The 14,887-nt window shown below is 68.1% G+C and carries 17 protein-coding genes; 11 read left to right on the forward strand and 6 right to left on the reverse strand.

Features of this window, described 5'->3' with window-relative positions; translation table 11 throughout:
- Positions 1-50: 50 nt before the first annotated feature.
- The 3 genes from OG474_RS32035 to OG474_RS32045 all read right to left on the reverse strand — a co-directional run bounded on the left by OG474_RS32035 (position 51) and on the right by OG474_RS32045 (position 1,677).
- The gene (locus tag OG474_RS32035) at positions 51-497 is read right to left on the reverse strand and encodes a DUF4870 domain-containing protein (RefSeq protein ID WP_405057336.1); all 447 of its coding nucleotides are present in this window, start codon (positions 495-497) and stop codon (positions 51-53) included.
- A 78-nt stretch (positions 498-575) separates the two neighbouring features.
- On the reverse strand, positions 576-1,346 hold the full coding sequence (locus tag OG474_RS32040; protein WP_405057337.1) for an MBL fold metallo-hydrolase: 771 nt from the start codon (positions 1,344-1,346) through the stop codon (positions 576-578).
- A gap of 10 nt (positions 1,347-1,356) precedes the next feature.
- Positions 1,357-1,677, reverse strand: coding sequence for a hypothetical protein (locus OG474_RS32045; protein ID WP_405057338.1), 321 nt, complete (start codon positions 1,675-1,677; stop codon positions 1,357-1,359).
- 90 nt (positions 1,678-1,767) lie between these two features.
- On the opposite strand from OG474_RS32045, the gene OG474_RS32050 reads away from it, so the two are divergent.
- From OG474_RS32050 to OG474_RS32070, 5 genes are read left to right on the forward strand one after another with little or no spacing between them, the layout of a single operon-like run.
- Positions 1,768-2,409, forward strand: a complete 642-nt coding sequence (locus OG474_RS32050; RefSeq protein WP_405057339.1) for a ThuA domain-containing protein — start codon at positions 1,768-1,770, stop codon at positions 2,407-2,409.
- Between the two features lie 8 nt (positions 2,410-2,417).
- On the forward strand, positions 2,418-3,503 hold the full coding sequence (locus tag OG474_RS32055; protein WP_405057340.1) for a Gfo/Idh/MocA family protein: 1,086 nt from the start codon (positions 2,418-2,420) through the stop codon (positions 3,501-3,503).
- Positions 3,504-3,552: 49 nt separating this feature from the next.
- Entirely contained in the window at positions 3,553-4,575 is a 1,023-nt protein-coding gene (gene hrcA / locus OG474_RS32060) for a heat-inducible transcriptional repressor HrcA (RefSeq protein ID WP_405057341.1), read from the forward strand.
- A gap of 37 nt (positions 4,576-4,612) precedes the next feature.
- The gene (dnaJ, locus tag OG474_RS32065; protein WP_405057342.1) at positions 4,613-5,758 is read left to right on the forward strand and encodes a molecular chaperone DnaJ; all 1,146 of its coding nucleotides are present in this window, start codon (positions 4,613-4,615) and stop codon (positions 5,756-5,758) included.
- Between the two features lie 2 nt (positions 5,759-5,760).
- A complete protein-coding gene (locus OG474_RS32070) occupies positions 5,761-6,477 on the forward strand; it encodes a 16S rRNA (uracil(1498)-N(3))-methyltransferase (RefSeq protein WP_405057343.1) in 717 nt (238 codons plus the stop codon).
- 533 nt (positions 6,478-7,010) lie between these two features.
- On the opposite strand, the gene OG474_RS32075 is transcribed toward OG474_RS32070, so the two are convergent.
- Together OG474_RS32075 and OG474_RS32080 are read right to left on the reverse strand one after the other, a co-directional pair.
- Positions 7,011-8,162, reverse strand: coding sequence for a Gmad2 immunoglobulin-like domain-containing protein (locus tag OG474_RS32075; protein ID WP_405057344.1), 1,152 nt, complete (start codon positions 8,160-8,162; stop codon positions 7,011-7,013).
- Positions 8,159-8,668: a SigE family RNA polymerase sigma factor gene (locus OG474_RS32080; RefSeq protein ID WP_405057345.1), complete on the reverse strand. Its 510-nt coding sequence runs from the start codon at positions 8,666-8,668 to the stop codon at positions 8,159-8,161. Before OG474_RS32080 ends, OG474_RS32075 begins: the two co-directional genes overlap by 4 nt.
- A gap of 347 nt (positions 8,669-9,015) precedes the next feature.
- Here OG474_RS32080 and OG474_RS32085 point away from each other — a divergent pair, with 347 nt between their 5' ends.
- The 6 genes from OG474_RS32085 (at position 9,016) to OG474_RS32110 (ending at position 13,881) form a co-directional block, all read left to right on the forward strand.
- On the forward strand, positions 9,016-9,948 hold the full coding sequence (locus OG474_RS32085; protein ID WP_405064636.1) for a PhoH family protein: 933 nt from the start codon (positions 9,016-9,018) through the stop codon (positions 9,946-9,948).
- Complete coding sequence (ybeY, locus tag OG474_RS32090) at positions 9,945-10,424, forward strand: rRNA maturation RNase YbeY (protein ID WP_132169733.1); 480 nt, start codon at positions 9,945-9,947, stop codon at positions 10,422-10,424. Before OG474_RS32085 ends, ybeY begins: the two co-directional genes overlap by 4 nt.
- 7 nt (positions 10,425-10,431) lie before the next feature.
- Positions 10,432-11,736: a hemolysin family protein gene (locus OG474_RS32095; RefSeq protein WP_405057346.1), complete on the forward strand. Its 1,305-nt coding sequence runs from the start codon at positions 10,432-10,434 to the stop codon at positions 11,734-11,736.
- Positions 11,737-11,910: 174 nt separating this feature from the next.
- Positions 11,911-12,243, forward strand: coding sequence for a cytidine deaminase (locus OG474_RS32100; RefSeq protein ID WP_405057347.1), 333 nt, complete (start codon positions 11,911-11,913; stop codon positions 12,241-12,243).
- Positions 12,227-13,213, forward strand: coding sequence for a GTPase Era (gene era / locus OG474_RS32105; protein WP_405057348.1), 987 nt, complete (start codon positions 12,227-12,229; stop codon positions 13,211-13,213). Before OG474_RS32100 ends, era begins: the two co-directional genes overlap by 17 nt.
- Positions 13,213-13,881 carry a GNAT family N-acetyltransferase gene (locus tag OG474_RS32110; RefSeq protein ID WP_405057349.1) on the forward strand — a complete coding sequence of 223 codons (669 nt, stop codon included), beginning with the start codon at positions 13,213-13,215 and terminating at the stop codon, positions 13,879-13,881. Before era ends, OG474_RS32110 begins: the two co-directional genes overlap by 1 nt.
- Here the strand turns inward: OG474_RS32110 and OG474_RS32115 are convergent.
- The gene (locus tag OG474_RS32115) at positions 13,878-14,867 is read right to left on the reverse strand and encodes a GNAT family N-acetyltransferase (protein WP_405057350.1); all 990 of its coding nucleotides are present in this window, start codon (positions 14,865-14,867) and stop codon (positions 13,878-13,880) included. The genes OG474_RS32110 and OG474_RS32115 overlap by 4 nt on opposite strands.
- Between the last annotated feature and the right edge of the window lie 20 nt (positions 14,868-14,887).

Here is a 14,887-nt window from a genome sequence, read left to right on the forward strand (position 1 = left end):
CCTTTCACCGAACCCGTGTCAACGAGTAACTGCTGCTCCGCTTTTGAATGTCACTTCACCAGGCGGAGAGCGAACGGGTACTTGTACGGCAGGCCCTTGCTGGCGGCCATGGTGCCGAGCACCGCGAAGACCAGGGCGGCGGCCCAGATCAGCGGCAGCGTGACGAAGCCGATGATGACGACCATCAGGATCGAGGACGCGACGTACCCGATCGTGACGGTGATCTGGAAGTTGAGCGACTCGACGGCGTGCGCACGCACCATCGGCGACTTCTCGCCCTGGACGAGCAGCACGATCAGCGGGGCGATGAAGCCCAGCACGATGGTGCCGATGTGGGCCAGCAGCGACCAGGTGCGCTCGTCCTGCGCGCTCAGCGGCTGCTGCTGAAACCCAGGCTGCTGAAAGCCGGGCTGCTGCTGGAAGCCCGGCTGCTGGAACTGCGGGCCGGACGGGACGGTGTTGTCCTGCGGCGGGATGTTGCTCTGCGGTTCGGTCATGCCGAGAACGGTAGGGCGCTCAGGTGCAGCGATTGCCAAGTTCCGGCCCGGAACGCGCACTTGTGCGCGTTGGGGCAGTCAGCTCGGCCCGAGCAGCGGGATCGTCGGTCGCCGCGGGGGCCCGAGGACCTCGTAGGCACGCTTGATCGCGTCCTGCAGCTCGGCCGGATCCCACGGCCAACCCTCGGTGTGCGCAAGCGCCTTCTCGAGTGACGTCCCGCCGTGGTGCAGGTCGGAGATCGTGTTGGCGACCTGACCCATCTCGTCCCGTTGCGCGGTAGCGAAGGCAGCATCGACGACCGCACCATGACCCGGTACGACGAGTGCGCCCTTCGGCATCGTGCCGATGATCCGCTCCAACGTGTCCGGCCATTCGAGCGGGAAGGAGTCGTCGCCGTACTGCGGGGGCTGCGACTCCTCGACCAGATCGCCCAGGAAGAAGACGTTCACATCCGGTACGACGGCCACCGCGTCGCCGGCGGTGTGCCCGTTCCCCAGGTACAGCAGCTCGACCCGGCGATCACCGAGGTCGATCACCTTCGCGACCGCGAACGACTCGGCCTTCAGCTCGGCGGCCGCCACCGTGTTCTCGTGCGCGTAGACGGTCGCCTCCGTGAACACGCTGTTGCCGTTCACATGGTCGAAGTGCGAGTGCGTGTTGACCACCCACCGCACCGGTAGGTCGGTCACCTCACGAATATGCCCGAGCAGCTCCTCGGCCTCTTCGGTCGTGGCCCGGGTATCGATCACCAGCGCGCCACCGGTTCCTACCACCAGCCCGACGTTCAGGTCCCACTCGTCGTACCGGCGTACCCAGCACCTGTCGCCGATCTCGTCCCACCCACTCATGCCCACGACACTACTTGCCGACCTCGTCGCCGATGTTCACCTGGTCGAACTTGACCCGGGGCAGGACCAGGCCGATGTCGTCGCCGACGTTCGCCACCCGAGGCTTGTCGCGGAACTTCTTGATCCCGCTGACCCGGCTCACCAGAAGGAGTTGCCCGTCGCGGGTGATCCGGACCTGATCTCCGATGGCCACTCTGCCGGATCCCACCTGGCCGGTCACGACCAGCCCGCGGCCACGGATCGTGAAGCGGTCCTCGACCGTCATCCCGAACGTGCCCGTCGGCGGATCGGTCGGCAGCGCACCGCCGGTCTTCCAGAACTTCCAGCTCATGGGCTGACCCTAGACCGGGGCTGGGGCAGGCGCTTAAGGTCGGGGGCGAATCTTCCGGTGGTTCAGGCGAAACTTTCGAGGGTGGTTGATGTGACGACACGGCGTGCGCTGGTGGTGCGGGGTGGCTGGGACGGGCATGTGCCGGTCGAGGCGACCGAGCTGTTCATCCCGTACCTGAAGGAGAACGGGTACGACGTCACCACGTCGGACAGCACCGAGAGCTATCTGGAGCTGGACGACGTCGATCTGGTGCTGCAGTGCGTGTCGATGGGCGAGACGAAGCCCGAGCACATCAAGAGCCTGGCCGACGCGATCCGGGGCGGGACCGGGTTCGCCGGCTGGCACGGCGGGATCGTGGACTCGTTCCGGGAGCACACCGACTACAGCTTCATCACCGGCGGGCAGTTCATCTCGCACCCGCACAACTTCACCGACTACCGCGTCGAGGTGGTCGCGGAGCACCCGATCGTCGAGGGCATCACGCACTTCGACGTGCACACCGAGCAGTACTACCTGCACGTGGACCCGACCAACAACGTGCTGGCCACCACCACGTTGGCCTCGCACCCGGACTTCCCGTGGATCGAGGGTGCGGTGATGCCGGCGGTCTGGACGCGCACGTGGGGCGAGGGCCGGGTGTTCGTCTGCACGGTCGGTCACAAGCTGGACGACTTCGACGTACCCGAGGTGCGCACGATCATCGAGCGGGGGCTGCTGTGGGCGAGCAAGTGAGCGGCGCTGTGTCACGGGTCGGCATTGTCGGCACCGGAGTCATCTCCGGCACCTACCTGGAGCACCTGGCCAAGCTCCCCGGTGTCGACGTGGTCGCAGTGGCCGACCTGGACCTCAGCCGCGCCCAGGCCGTCGCCACGGACAGCGTCCGCGCGCTCACACCAGATGAGCTGTACGCCGCCGATGACGTGGACCTCGTCGTCAATCTCACCATCCCCGCTGCACATGCTGCCGTGCACCAGGCTGCGCTGGCAGCCGGCAAGCACGTGTACGGCGAGAAGCCGCTGGCCATGGATCGCGTGGAGGCCGAACCGCTGCTCAAGTACGCCGCCGCGAACAACCTCCGGATCGGATGCGCTCCGGACACAGTGCTCGGCACCGGCACCCAGACCGCACGCGCAGTCATCGACCGTGGCGACATCGGCGTACCGCATGCCGCCACAGCCTTCATGGTGACGCCCGGCCACGAGCTGTGGCACCCGGCGCCCGAGTTCTACTACCAGCCCGGTGGCGGCCCAGTGCTCGACATGGGCCCCTACTACGTGACCAGCCTGGTCACACTGCTCGGTCCGGTACGACGGGTGACCGCGCGGGCCGGACAGTCGAAGCAGGAGCGGACGATCCACACCGGTCCCAGGGCAGGGACTGTCTTCCCGGTCGAGGTGCCGACGCACGTGACCGGCGTACTGGAGCATGAGTCCGGTGCGCTGACCACCGTGCTGATGTCGTTCGACGTGTGGGCCGGACGGTTGCCGCGGATCGAGGTGCACGGCACCGACGGCAGTCTGTCGGTTCCGGACCCCAATGGCTTCGATGGGACGGTTGAGATCGTCACGGCGGCGCAGCGCGAATGGACGGAGGTGGCAACAGCCGGTGGGTATGCCGGAGCCGGCCGTGGGGTCGGTGTGGCGGACATGGCCCGGGCTTTGCGCAACGGCGAACCGCACCGGGCGAACGGCGAGTTGGCCTACCACGTGCTCGACGTACTGGAGTCTTTTATCGACTCTGCCGTGCAGGATCAGCCCCTGGATGTGGCCAGTACAGTGACGCGCCCCGCAGCCGTTCCGTTGGGAGCCACGCCTGACACGGCCTAGACTGGCACTCTGAACTTGTGAGTGCCAAGACTGGGAGAGGGTGGTGCGCGTGCTGGACGAGCGCAAGCTGGATGTGCTCCGCGCCATCGTCGAGGACTACGTGGCCACCCATGAGCCGGTCGGCTCGAAGACTCTGGTCGACCGGCACAACCTCGGTGTCTCTCCGGCGACTGTGCGCAACGACATGGCCGCGCTGGAGGAGGAGGGGTACATCACCCAGCCCCACACCAGCGCCGGCCGGATCCCGACCGACGCCGGCTACCGGCTGTTCGTCGACAAGCTGAGCACGGTCAAGACACTGTCGGCGGCCGAGAAGAAGGCCATCACGTCCTTCCTCGGCGGAGCGGTCGACCTGGACGACGTCGTCCGGCGGACCGTTCGGCTGCTGGCGCAGATCACCCGCCAGGTCGCGATCGTGCAGTATCCGTCGCTCAACCGGTCGAGCGTGCGGCACATCGAGGTGGTCACGATGACACCGCGCCGCCTGTTGCTGGTGCTGATCACGAGCAACGGCCGGGTCGAGCAGCGGATCGTCGAGCTGCCGAGGGACATCGACGACCAGCTCGTCGCCGACCTCCGATCGCGGCTCAACACCGCGATGGTCGGCCAGCGGCTGACCGACGCGACCACCACGCTGGCCGCCGTCGCGGACGAGTTCGCGCCGGCCGACCGGCCGCTGGTCGCCGCGATCGTGAGCACGCTGCTCGAGGCCTTCACCGACGAGATGGGTGAGCGGCGGATCGCCGTCGGCGGCGCCGCCAACCTGACCCGGTACGGCGACGACTTCGAGCGGAACGTGAAGCCGGTGCTCGAGGCGCTCGAGGAGCACGTCATCCTGCTCAAGCTGCTCGGTGAGGCGACCCACCCGCAGACCCTGACCGTCCGCATCGGTCACGAGAACCCGTACGAGGAGCTGGCCACCACGTCGGTGGTCGCGACCGGCTACGGGTCGAAGTCGGAGGCGCTGGCCACACTCGGCATCGTCGGCCCGACCCACATGGACTACCCGAGCACGATGGGCGCCGTACGGGCCGTCGCGCGCTACGTCAGCCAGATCCTGGCTGAATCCTGATGAATTCGACGAACTCAACCAACCCCTGGTCTGGAGTATGAGCACCGATTACTACGCCGTCCTGGGCGTCAGCCGTGACGCTTCAGCGGACGAGATCAAGAAGGCGTACCGCAAACTGGCACGCCAGTACCACCCGGACGTGAACGACTCCGAGGACGCGCACCACAAGTTCCAGGAGATCGGCCGCGCGTTCCAGGTGCTCAGCGACCCGCAGAAGCGGCAGATGCACGACCTCGGCGGCGATCCGTTCGCGTCCGCGGGTGCGGGCGGGGCCGGTGGGTTCGGCGGCGGCCAGGCGTTCACGTTCACCGACATCATGGACGCGTTCTTCGGCCAGACCGGCGGGGCCACCCGCGGGCCGCGGCCGCGGACGCGACGCGGTCAGGACGCACTGATCCCGCTGCACCTCGACCTGGCCGAGGCGGCCTTCGGGACGACGCGTGAGCTCAAGGTCGACACCGCGGTGCTGTGCCCGACCTGTTCGGGCTCCGGCGCCGAGGCTGGATCCGAGCCGGTCACCTGCGAGATCTGCCACGGCCGTGGCGAGGTCACGCACACGCAGCGCTCGTTCCTCGGTGAGGTTCGGACCATGCGCCCGTGTGCGAACTGCCGCGGCTTCGGTACGACGATCCCCAGCCCCTGCCGCGAGTGCGCCGGCGACGGCCGCGTCCGCAGCCGCCGGACGGTGACCGTGAAGATCCCGGACGGCGTCGACACGGGCGTCCGGGTGCAGCTGACCGGACAGGGCGAGGTCGGCCCCGGCGGCGGTCCGGCCGGTGACCTGTATGTCGAGATCGAGGTCGAGCAGCACGAGGTCTTCACCCGCAACGGCGACGACCTGCACTGCACGGTCAACCTGCCGATGACGGCGGCCGCGCTCGGGACGACGATCGACCTGCCGACCCTGGAGGGCGAGACCACGCCACTGGAGATCCGCCCGGGCACCCAGTCCGGTACGGCGATGACCCTGACCGCTCGCGGTGTGCCGCGACTGCGGCATGCGGGGCGTGGCGACCTGATCGTGCAGATCATCGTCGAGACCCCCACCAAGCTCGACGACAGCCAGATGGAGTTGCTCCAGCAGCTCGCCACGGCCCGCGGCGAAGAGCGGCCGCACGGTCAGATCCAGGCTGCTCACAAGGGCGTCTTCGGCCGCCTCCGCGACGCGTTCGGCCCGCACTAGCAGTGGGGGTCGCGGTCTTCTTCGCCGCCGAGCTCGACGGCGAAGAGCTGACGCTGGACGGTGCCGAGGGCCGGCACGCGGCCGTTGTACGGCGGATCGGGCCGGGCGAGCGCGTCCGGCTGACCGACGGGCGTGGTGCGTGGGCCGAAGGGTCGGTGGCAACCGCCTCGAAGACCGGGCTGACAGTCGCCATCGACCAGCGGGGGAGTGACCCGGCCAGTACGCCGCGGCTCGTCGTCGTACAGGCGTTGCCGAAGGGTGAGCGGGCCGAACTGGCCGTGGAGATGCTGACCGAGGTCGGCGCCGACGTAATCGTGCCGTGGAACGCGGAGCGGAGTCAGTTCCGGAGCAACCCGGAGCGGTCCGCGAAGACGCTCGCCAAGTGGCAGGCGTGGGCGTTCGAGGCGAGCAAGCAGTCCAGGCGCTCGTGGTTCGCCGAGGTGACCCCGATCGCCACCACCGCGGAGATCGCGAAGCTCGTGCAGGACGCAGCCCTTCCAGTGGTCCTGCACGAGGAGGCGACGGTCCCGCTCGCCGGTCTCGACGTACCGGCCGACGGAGACGTGGTGATCGTCATCGGCCCCGAGGGCGGTATCGCGCCCGCCGAGCTGGCCGCTTTCGCGGTCGAGCCGGTCCGGCTCGGCGACACCGTTCTGCGGACGTCGACCGCCGGGGTGGCAGCAGCCTCCGCATTGCTCGCCCGCTCGCGCTGGAGCTAATAGGGCTTGGCGGCTGCTCTTCCTCGAACCGGTGTGGGGAGCGGGATCGCAGCAGGTGTTCCGTGGCGGTGGCTGGGCACTTCGCTTGGTCAGGAGCCCCTCCTCCCCGAAGGCGACCGAGATTCCCCGTCGCTTGGGGCTGACGGGTTGTCTGCTGCCTGCGGAATTTCGCTGGTTATCCGTTCAGGTTGACCGTTCTCTGCTCATATTTTGAGGGGAGAACGGGCAATTTGCGGGGATGTCCCCTCGGTTTCTGCACAGCACCGACGCCCGGAGGTTCAGGCGACGGGCACCTGGGGCGCCGACCTCGCCATCCACTTCGGCCAACGACGGCTACCGTCCGAACACGCTGGCCGCGTGCGTCAGGCGGTTCGAGGTGGTGCCAAGTGCAGTGGCGGCGTTGGGGAGTGTTACCCCCCTGAATCGGGGGGTCGGACTCCCCAGCCCTTCTGGACCATGACGGCTATCCCTCCCCAAACCAGTTCGGGGAGGGACCACAGCAGCCATAGCCCGTTGGCCGGGGTCCGCTGGGTCTAGCGGGAGACCTCGATGGTCTTGGTGTCCAGGTCGGTGGCTTTGCCGTCTGGGCCAGCATCCAGGTAGGCCTCGATCTGCCAGATACCGGGCGTGAGCTTGAGCTCGAAGCTGAACGGCGAGAACTTCTGGCCTTCCTTGGTGTTCACGACGCTGGTGTACTCCTTCTTGGTCTTCACATTGATCGCGCGGTAGTTCACCGTGCCCTCCCACGCCGCTGCCACACCCTGCACAGTGACCGGGCTGGTGGCCAGCATGCCCTCGGTCGGGGACTCGATCGAGACCAGCGCCTGGACGTCGGCCGCCTGGGCGCGGCCGAGCGGCGTACTGGTGTCGACCTGGCCGAAGAGCATGCCGCCGGTCTTGCCTTGCAAGGTGACCTGAACCGGCCGGCTGTCGTCGCCCAAGGCGCCCTGCACGGTGTAGATCAGCTGCTGGGCGGCCATCGACGCGGTGGTGTCGTCGACCCTGGCCTGCGGGAACGCCTTGAAGTCGACCGTGATGGCGCGGTCGTTCAGGGTTACCGACGACACCTGGGCACCCTTCCAGACCGAGTAGTAGTCCGCGTCTTTCGGCTGCTCTCGCGTCATGACCCGGACCGCCTCGAACGCGGGGCGGCCGGTGATCTTCGACCAGGTCCGGTACAGCCGGGTCTCCGACCTCGCCGTCATGCTCGGCTTCGTCGTGGGCTTGTCGGTCGCCCCGGTCGAGGCGGCCGCGTTCCCGAGCCAATAGACCGGCACGACCTGGCCCGACACGGCCTTCTCGCGCACGCCTTGCTCGGGCATGGCGCTCGGTCGCTCGGAGGGCGGGAGCGTCGACGACTTGGTCGGGTCACTCCGCGGTGCTATCGGCGCAGTGGTCGGTGCACCGCTCGCCGACGCCACGTTGCCCTGGCCGGCGACGGTGTCACCCTCGTTCGCTTGGTTCAGGTTGCTGTTGATGACGGTGAAGGCGCCGATCGCGGCCGCCGTTCCGACCGCGGCCAGCCCGGCGGTCATCACCCACGGGCGGCGAACGACAGGACGCCGTACGGCGTGGGCGCGGGTCAGGATCTCCGGCAGGGCATCGGTCGGCTCGATCCGGTTGGCCTCATTCGCCAGAGATCGCCGCATCAGCTCGTCGAACGAGTCGTTCGGGTTGTCGTTCATGCTGTCCGCTCCAGGAGCTGGCGCAGCGACTTGCTCGCTCGCGCGGCGTGGCTCTTCACCGATCCCCGGCTGATCCCCATCGTGTCGGCGATCTCCGCCTCCGACAGGTCACCGTAGTACCGCAGCACCATCACTGTGCGCTGTTTCTCCGGCAGGGTGCGCATCGCCTCGATGACCCGGTCGGTCTCGGCCGTCCGCAGCGCGGCCTGCTCGGCGCTGGGCTCGTCCGGCAGGCTGCGTGGCATGTGCTTGTCGACGACCACCAGGTGGCGCTGGCGGGAGCGGGTGCGGTTCACCACCGCCGTGCGCAGGTAGGCGAGTGCCTTGTGGGGGTCGCGCAGCCGGTGCCAGCGGCCGTGCATCGCGACGAACGCGTCCTGCACGATCTCCTCCGCCGTTCCGGTGTCACGCAGCAGCAAGGCGGCGAGGCGGACCAGCGACGTGTAGTGCGCCGTGTAGACAGCCGTCAGCGCCTCGTCGGCATTCCACGAGGACTCATGTGTCACGCACTCTTCGTACACCACCGCAGGTTGTGCCACACAACAGAGACGCGAAGGCCTCGTCCCAGGTTGACAACAGGATCCGGCGAATCGCGGAGACCGCACTCTCCGTGCCTGAACCGGTACGCAGAGCGGCCTCGTCCGGCGGTCCCGGGGCGTGTCCCGGGAAATTGACAGTGAGGCTGTCGGGCCGGACGGCTAGCATGGACGGATCACCATCATTTTCTTGAGTTGCACAGTTCAGGAGGAAGAGCCTGTCCAGGCCACGCAGTATCGAACCGGAGGCGCGCGCAGAAGGCGCCACGGCCACTCCGCAGACGTCGCACAAGATCGTCGTGCCGAACAGCATCGACATGGTGGCCCTGCTCGGAGCCCGGGACGAGTTCCTCCGCATCATCGAGAAGGAGTTCGCCGCCGACATCCTGGTCCGCGGCAACGAGATCACGCTGAAGGGTGAGGCCGCCGAGCTGGCGCTCGCCGAGCGGCTCTTCGACGAGCTCGTCGTCGTGATCCGGACCGGGCACGGCCTGACCGCCGACTCGGTCGAGCGGAGCATCGCGATGATCAAGCAGGCGACCGGCGAGAGCCCGGCCGACGTCCTGACCCAGAACATCCTGTCCAGCCGCGGCCGCACCATCCGGCCCAAGACGCTGAACCAGAAGCGCTACGTCGACGCCATCGACAAGAACACGATCGTGTTCGGGATCGGCCCGGCCGGTACGGGTAAGACCTATCTGGCGGTCGCCAAGGCGGTCCAGGCGCTGCAGGCCAAGGAGGTCAGCCGGATCATCCTGACCCGGCCGGCCGTCGAGGCCGGCGAGCGGCTCGGCTTCCTGCCCGGCACGCTGTCGGAGAAGATCGACCCCTACCTGCGCCCGCTGTACGACGCCCTGCACGACATGCTCGACCCGGAGTCGATCCCGCGGCTGCTGACCGCCGGCACGATCGAGATCGCGCCGCTGGCCTACATGCGGGGCCGGTCGCTGAACGACGCCTACATCATCCTGGACGAGGCGCAGAACACCTCGCCGGAGCAGATGAAGATGTTCCTCACCCGGCTCGGCTTCGGCTCCAAGATGGTCGTCACCGGCGACGTCACCCAGGTCGACCTGCCGACCGGGACGAACTCCGGGCTGCGGGTCGTCGAGGAGATCCTGGACGGCGTCGAGGATCTGGCATTCTGCCGGCTCACCTCGCATGACGTGGTCCGGCACAAGCTGGTCGGCCGGATCGTGTCGGCGTACGAGAACTACGAAGGACAACGGGGCGCTGAGCACCAAAGATGAACGTTGAAGTGAACAACGAGTCCGGCGTCGAGATCGACGGTGGCGGACTGATGCGGCTGAGCCGGTTCGTGATGTCGTCCCTGCGGCTGCACCCCGAATGCGAGCTGTCGATCAAGCTGGTCGACGAGGACACGATGGCCAGGTATCACGTGGAGTTCCTGGATCTTCCGGGACCGACCGACGTGATGTCCTGGCCGATGGACGAGCTGCGACCCGGTGGGGACGGCGGTGACGACGCCGACCTGCCCCTCGGGCATCTCGGCGACATCGCGCTCTGCCCGACCGTGGCCGCCGCCCAGGGCGCCAAGGCCGGCCACGGCACTTGGGCCGAGCTGGAGCTGCTGACCGTGCACGGCATCCTGCACCTGCTCGGCTACGACCACGCCGAGCCCGCCGAGAAGGCGGAGATGTGGGACATCCAGGGCCGGTTGCTGGAAGCCTGGCGCGCGCCCGGGAACCGGCTCGAGGGACAGTGACGTTGCCGTGAGCTCCCACGACCTAGTCCTCCTGGTCGTTGCTGCGGTGCTCGTCTTGCTGGCCGGCCTGTTCGCCGGTGCGGAAGCGGCACTGTCGTCGTACTCGAAGGTTCGTGCCAACGAGCAGGTCGAGCTGGGCAACCTGCGGGCTGTCCGGCTGAGCGCCCTGCTCTCCGATGCTCCCCGCTACCTGAACTCGCTGCTGCTGCTCCGGCTCAGCTGCGAGATCACCGCGATCGTTCTGGTCACCCAGGCGCTGTCGGTCGTGCTGAGCGTCACCTGGGAGCACATCCTGATCACCGCGGTGGTGATGGTGCTGATCTCCTACGTGATCATCGGCGTCGCACCGCGGACCCTCGGCCGGCAGCACTCCGACCGGTTCGCGATCGTGTCGGCCGGCCCGGTGATGGCGCTGACCCGGATCCTCGGGCCGCTGCCGAAGGTGCTGATCATGATCGGCAACGCGCTCACCCCCGGCAAGGGATTCGCCGAGGGCCCGTTCGCGACCGAGGCCGAGCTGCGCGCGCTGGTCGACTACGCGGAGAAGTCCGCGGTGATCGAGTCCGGCGAGCGGCAGATGATCCACTCCGTCTTCGAGCTCGGCGACACCATCGTCCGCGAGGTGATGGTGCCGCGGACCGACATGGTCTACATCGAGAAGCACAAGAAGCTCCGCCAGCTCACGTCGCTGGCGCTGCGCTCGGGCTACTCGCGGATCCCGGTGATCGGTGAGTCACTGGACGACATCCTCGGGGTCGTCTACCTCAAGGACGTGATGCGTCGCGTCTACGACAACGCCTCGGCCGAGTCGACCGAGCGGGTCGAGTCCGTGATGCGTCCGTGTATGTACGTGCCGGACTCCAAGCCGGTCGACGAACTGCTGCGCGAGATGCAGGCGGCCCGGATGCACCTGGCGATCGTCGTCGACGAGTACGGCGGCACCGCCGGCCTGGTCGCGATCGAGGACATCCTCGAGGAGATCGTCGGGGAGATCACCGACGAGTACGACGAGGACCCGGACTCGGTGCAGGAGCTGTCCGACGGCACCTTCCGGGTGTCCAGCCGGTATCCGATCGACGAGCTCGGCGAGCTGTTCGGCGTACCGCTGGACGACGACGACGTCGACACCGTCGGTGGCCTGATGGCCAAGCTGCTCGGCAAGGTGCCGATCCCCGGGGCCGAGGTCGAGATCGCCGGTCTGTCTCTCACCGCGGAGCGGCCGTCAGGCCGCCGCAACCAGATCGGTACTGTGCTCGTGCGCCGCGAGGAACCCGTCGCCGGCCGCACAGACCAGAACCACCAGCACGCTTAGTGTCCTGTGGGCGCTGTAACTTGGTGCTATCGGCGCCCAGGCACGCACCTCGCGGCACTTGCCCAGCGCCCACGATGCTCCGCATCGAGGCCACTGACCAAGCACCCCGATGCACGCACCTGGACACCGCTATCACTCAAGCTACAACGCCCACAGGACACTAGGAGCGTCAACTTGTCAGACCTTTCGGCGGAGGACGCCAAACTCGTCACGCTCGCCCGCGCGGCCCGAGCCCGGACCCGCGCGGCGGAGGGCGCCGCGGTGCGTGACTCCGACGGCCGCACGTACTCGGCGTGCACGGTCGCGCTCGACACCGTCGAGCTGACCGCGTTGCAGCTCGCCGTCGCGATGGCCCTCGCCTCCGGCGTGAAGGGCCTCGAGGCCGCGGCCGTCGTGACCGAGGCGGATACTGCTGACATCAACGTCGTCCGTCACTTCGCCGGCGCCGCCATTCCGGTCGTTCTGGCCGACGCGACCGGAGAGGTCCGCAATGTCATCAACACCTGAGCGCCCGAAGGGCAAGGGCCGTCCGGCTCCGGCGCCCGCTCCCACCCCGGCGCCGACCGGGTTCAAGTCGGGGTTCGCGTGCTTCGTGGGGCGTCCCAACGCCGGGAAGTCCACGCTGACCAACGCGCTCGTCGGCCAGAAGATCGTGATCACCTCGTCGAAGCCGCAGACCACGCGGCACGCCGTACGAGGGATCGTGCACCGGCCGGACGCGCAGCTGATCCTGGTCGACACCCCCGGTCTGCACAAGCCGCGCACGCTGCTCGGCCAGCGGCTCAACGACCTGGTGAAGAGCACCTGGGCCGAGGTCGACGTGATCGGGATCTGCCTGCCGGCCAGCGACAAGATCGGTCCTGGTGACCGCTTCCTGGTCGCCGAGGCCGCGAAGGTCGCGAAGACGCCGAAGGTCGCGCTCGCCACCAAGGCGGACCTGGTCGAGCCGGAGCGGATGCTCGAGCACCTGACCGAGATCCAGGAGCTGGGCGAGGCGGCTGGGATCGAGTGGGCCGCGATCATCCCGGTGTCGGCGACCTCCGGTTTCCAGGTCGACCTGGTCACCAACGAGCTGATCCAGCTGCTGCCCGACGGTTTCCCGCTCTACCCCGACGGTGACATCACCGACGAGCCCGAAGAGACTCTCGTCGCGGAGCTGATCCGCGAGGCCGCGCTGGAGGGCGTCCGCGACGAGCTGCCGCACTCGATCGCCGTCACCATCGACGAGATGGGCCTGCGCGAGGACCGTCCCGAGGACAAGCCGCTGCTCGACATCTACGCGAACATCTTCCTCGAGCGCGACAGCCAGAAGGGCATCGTGATCGGCCACAAGGGGGTCCGCCTGCGCGAGGTCGGCGCCGAGGCCCGCCGTCAGATCGAGGCACTGCTCGGGACACCGGTCTACCTCGACCTGCACGTCAAGATCGCCAAGAACTGGCAGACCGACGCCAAGCACCTGCGCAAACTGGGCTTCTGATGGGACTGCGGAATCCGACGTACGACGCCCTCACCGGCCCGCACGCGTCTTTCGCGGAATCCCGCGGCAACGCCTACCGGTACCAGCCGGAGGTCGCACCCTTCCTCGCGCTCCCGGACAACCCGACCGAACAGGACTGGGCGGATCTCGCCGCCCTGGTCGGTCCGGGTTCGGGCGGCGCGATGATGGGCCCGGACCAGCCGATGCCGGAGTCGTTCAAGCTGGAGGTCCAGTTCGACCTCGTCCAGTTCGTGGCGCCCGACGGGCTGGGCGCCGTTGACGACGAGGCAGTCGCGCTGACGGCGGACGACGTACCGGACATGATGGCCCTGGTCGAGCTGACCGACCCGGGCCCGTTCCGGACCCGCACGATCGAGCTCGGCCCGTACCTCGGCCTCCGCCGGGACGGCGAGCTGATCGCGATGGCCGGCGTCCGGCAGACCCTCCCGGCGTACGCCGAGATCAGTGCGGTCTGCACGCATCCCGACCACCGTGGTCAGGGCCTCGCGCGGCGCCTGATCAGTGCGGTCGCGGCAGACATCACCGCGACCGGCCGGACTCCGTTCCTGCACACCGGCGGTACGAACGTGACCGCCCAGCGCCTCTACACCTCGATGGGCTTCACGATCAGCAACCGGATGAAGGTCACCGTCGTCGACGTCGTCTAGAGCTTCTTCTGGTAGTCGTAGTCCCGCGCGATGATCCGGTAGTTCAGCTGCTCGTTGATACCGATCATGTGGTTGTTGGACTCGGCGTTCCAGGTGTCGATCGTGGCGACCTCAGGAGCGGCCTCCCGCAGCCAGAGCAGCAGATCGGCCTTCACCAGGGCACCGAGCCGGTGGCCACGGTGGTCACGGGAGACCGCGGTGTCGTGCTGCCAGGCGATCTGCGGACGCTCGCCGTCGACCGCGATCAGGGTGTGACCGGCGAGCCGGCCGGTGGCCTTCTCGCGGGCGATCACCCGGTACGTCGTCATGTCGCTCCGCCGCTGGGCCTCTTCGTAGTCGCGCAGCCGCTGCGTGCTGTAGACGTCGTCCTCGATGTCGAGGTCGTCGGTCGGCGCATCGTTGATCGACTCGGTCACCGCGACCATGTCTTCGAGCATGTCCTCCGGCAGCGGGCCGTTGAGCCGGATCAGCTCGTAGCCCGCCGACGCCTCCACTGCCTTGTCGTACAACGCCTGGACGACGTCCCAGTCCAGCCCGGTGAGGTCCTGGCGACGCTGCACCTCGATGGCCTTGCGCTCGTACCCGTGCTTCGCAGCGAACGCCTCGGCCGCGGCCAGCGCGTGCGACCCACCACCGACGGTGTCCTTGCCCGCGTCGACGGCCAACTGCTCGAAATACTTGACCAGCTCCGAGCCGATGCCGCGGCGCCGGTGGTCGGGATGGACCACGACACCGAACCAGCTCTGGTTCAGGTTCTCCCACTTCGGCCAGTACACGTCGAGCTTGCCGACCACGGTGCCGTCGGCCTCCCGGGCGAGGTAGGCATGGCCGGGGTTCATGTCCCAGCCGTACCGCAGCCCGTTCGCCAGGCCCTTCGGGGTCGGCAGGATCTCCTCGGGCGAGTCGACCTTCGCGGCCGCGGTCAGCAGCGCAACGGCATCGATGCAACCGGTTTCGTCGTCAGGCGACAGTCTCGTGATCTCCACACCCACAGACTGACGCCGGT

The organism is Kribbella sp. NBC_01505 (genome assembly GCF_045040285.1).
Lineage (GTDB): Bacteria > Actinomycetota > Actinomycetes > Propionibacteriales > Kribbellaceae > Kribbella.

Bases quoted from the DNA above. Each gene is read 5' to 3' on its own strand.
- OG474_RS32035 (WP_405057336.1), bottom strand. From the start codon at position 497: ATGACCGAACCGCAGAGCAACATCCCGCCGCAGGACAACACCGTCCCG.
- OG474_RS32040 (WP_405057337.1), bottom strand. From the start codon at position 1,346: ATGAGTGGGTGGGACGAGATCGGCGACAGGTGCTGGGTACGCCGGTAC.
- OG474_RS32045 (WP_405057338.1), bottom strand. From the start codon at position 1,677: ATGAGCTGGAAGTTCTGGAAGACCGGCGGTGCGCTGCCGACCGATCCG.
- dnaJ (WP_405057342.1), top strand. From the start codon at position 4,613: ATGAGCACCGATTACTACGCCGTCCTGGGCGTCAGCCGTGACGCTTCA.
- OG474_RS32075 (WP_405057344.1), bottom strand. From the start codon at position 8,162: ATGAACGACAACCCGAACGACTCGTTCGACGAGCTGATGCGGCGATCT.
- OG474_RS32085 (WP_405064636.1), top strand. From the start codon at position 9,016: ATGGTGGCCCTGCTCGGAGCCCGGGACGAGTTCCTCCGCATCATCGAG.
- ybeY (WP_132169733.1), top strand. From the start codon at position 9,945: ATGAACGTTGAAGTGAACAACGAGTCCGGCGTCGAGATCGACGGTGGC.
- era (WP_405057348.1), top strand. From the start codon at position 12,227: ATGTCATCAACACCTGAGCGCCCGAAGGGCAAGGGCCGTCCGGCTCCG.
- OG474_RS32110 (WP_405057349.1), top strand. From the start codon at position 13,213: ATGGGACTGCGGAATCCGACGTACGACGCCCTCACCGGCCCGCACGCG.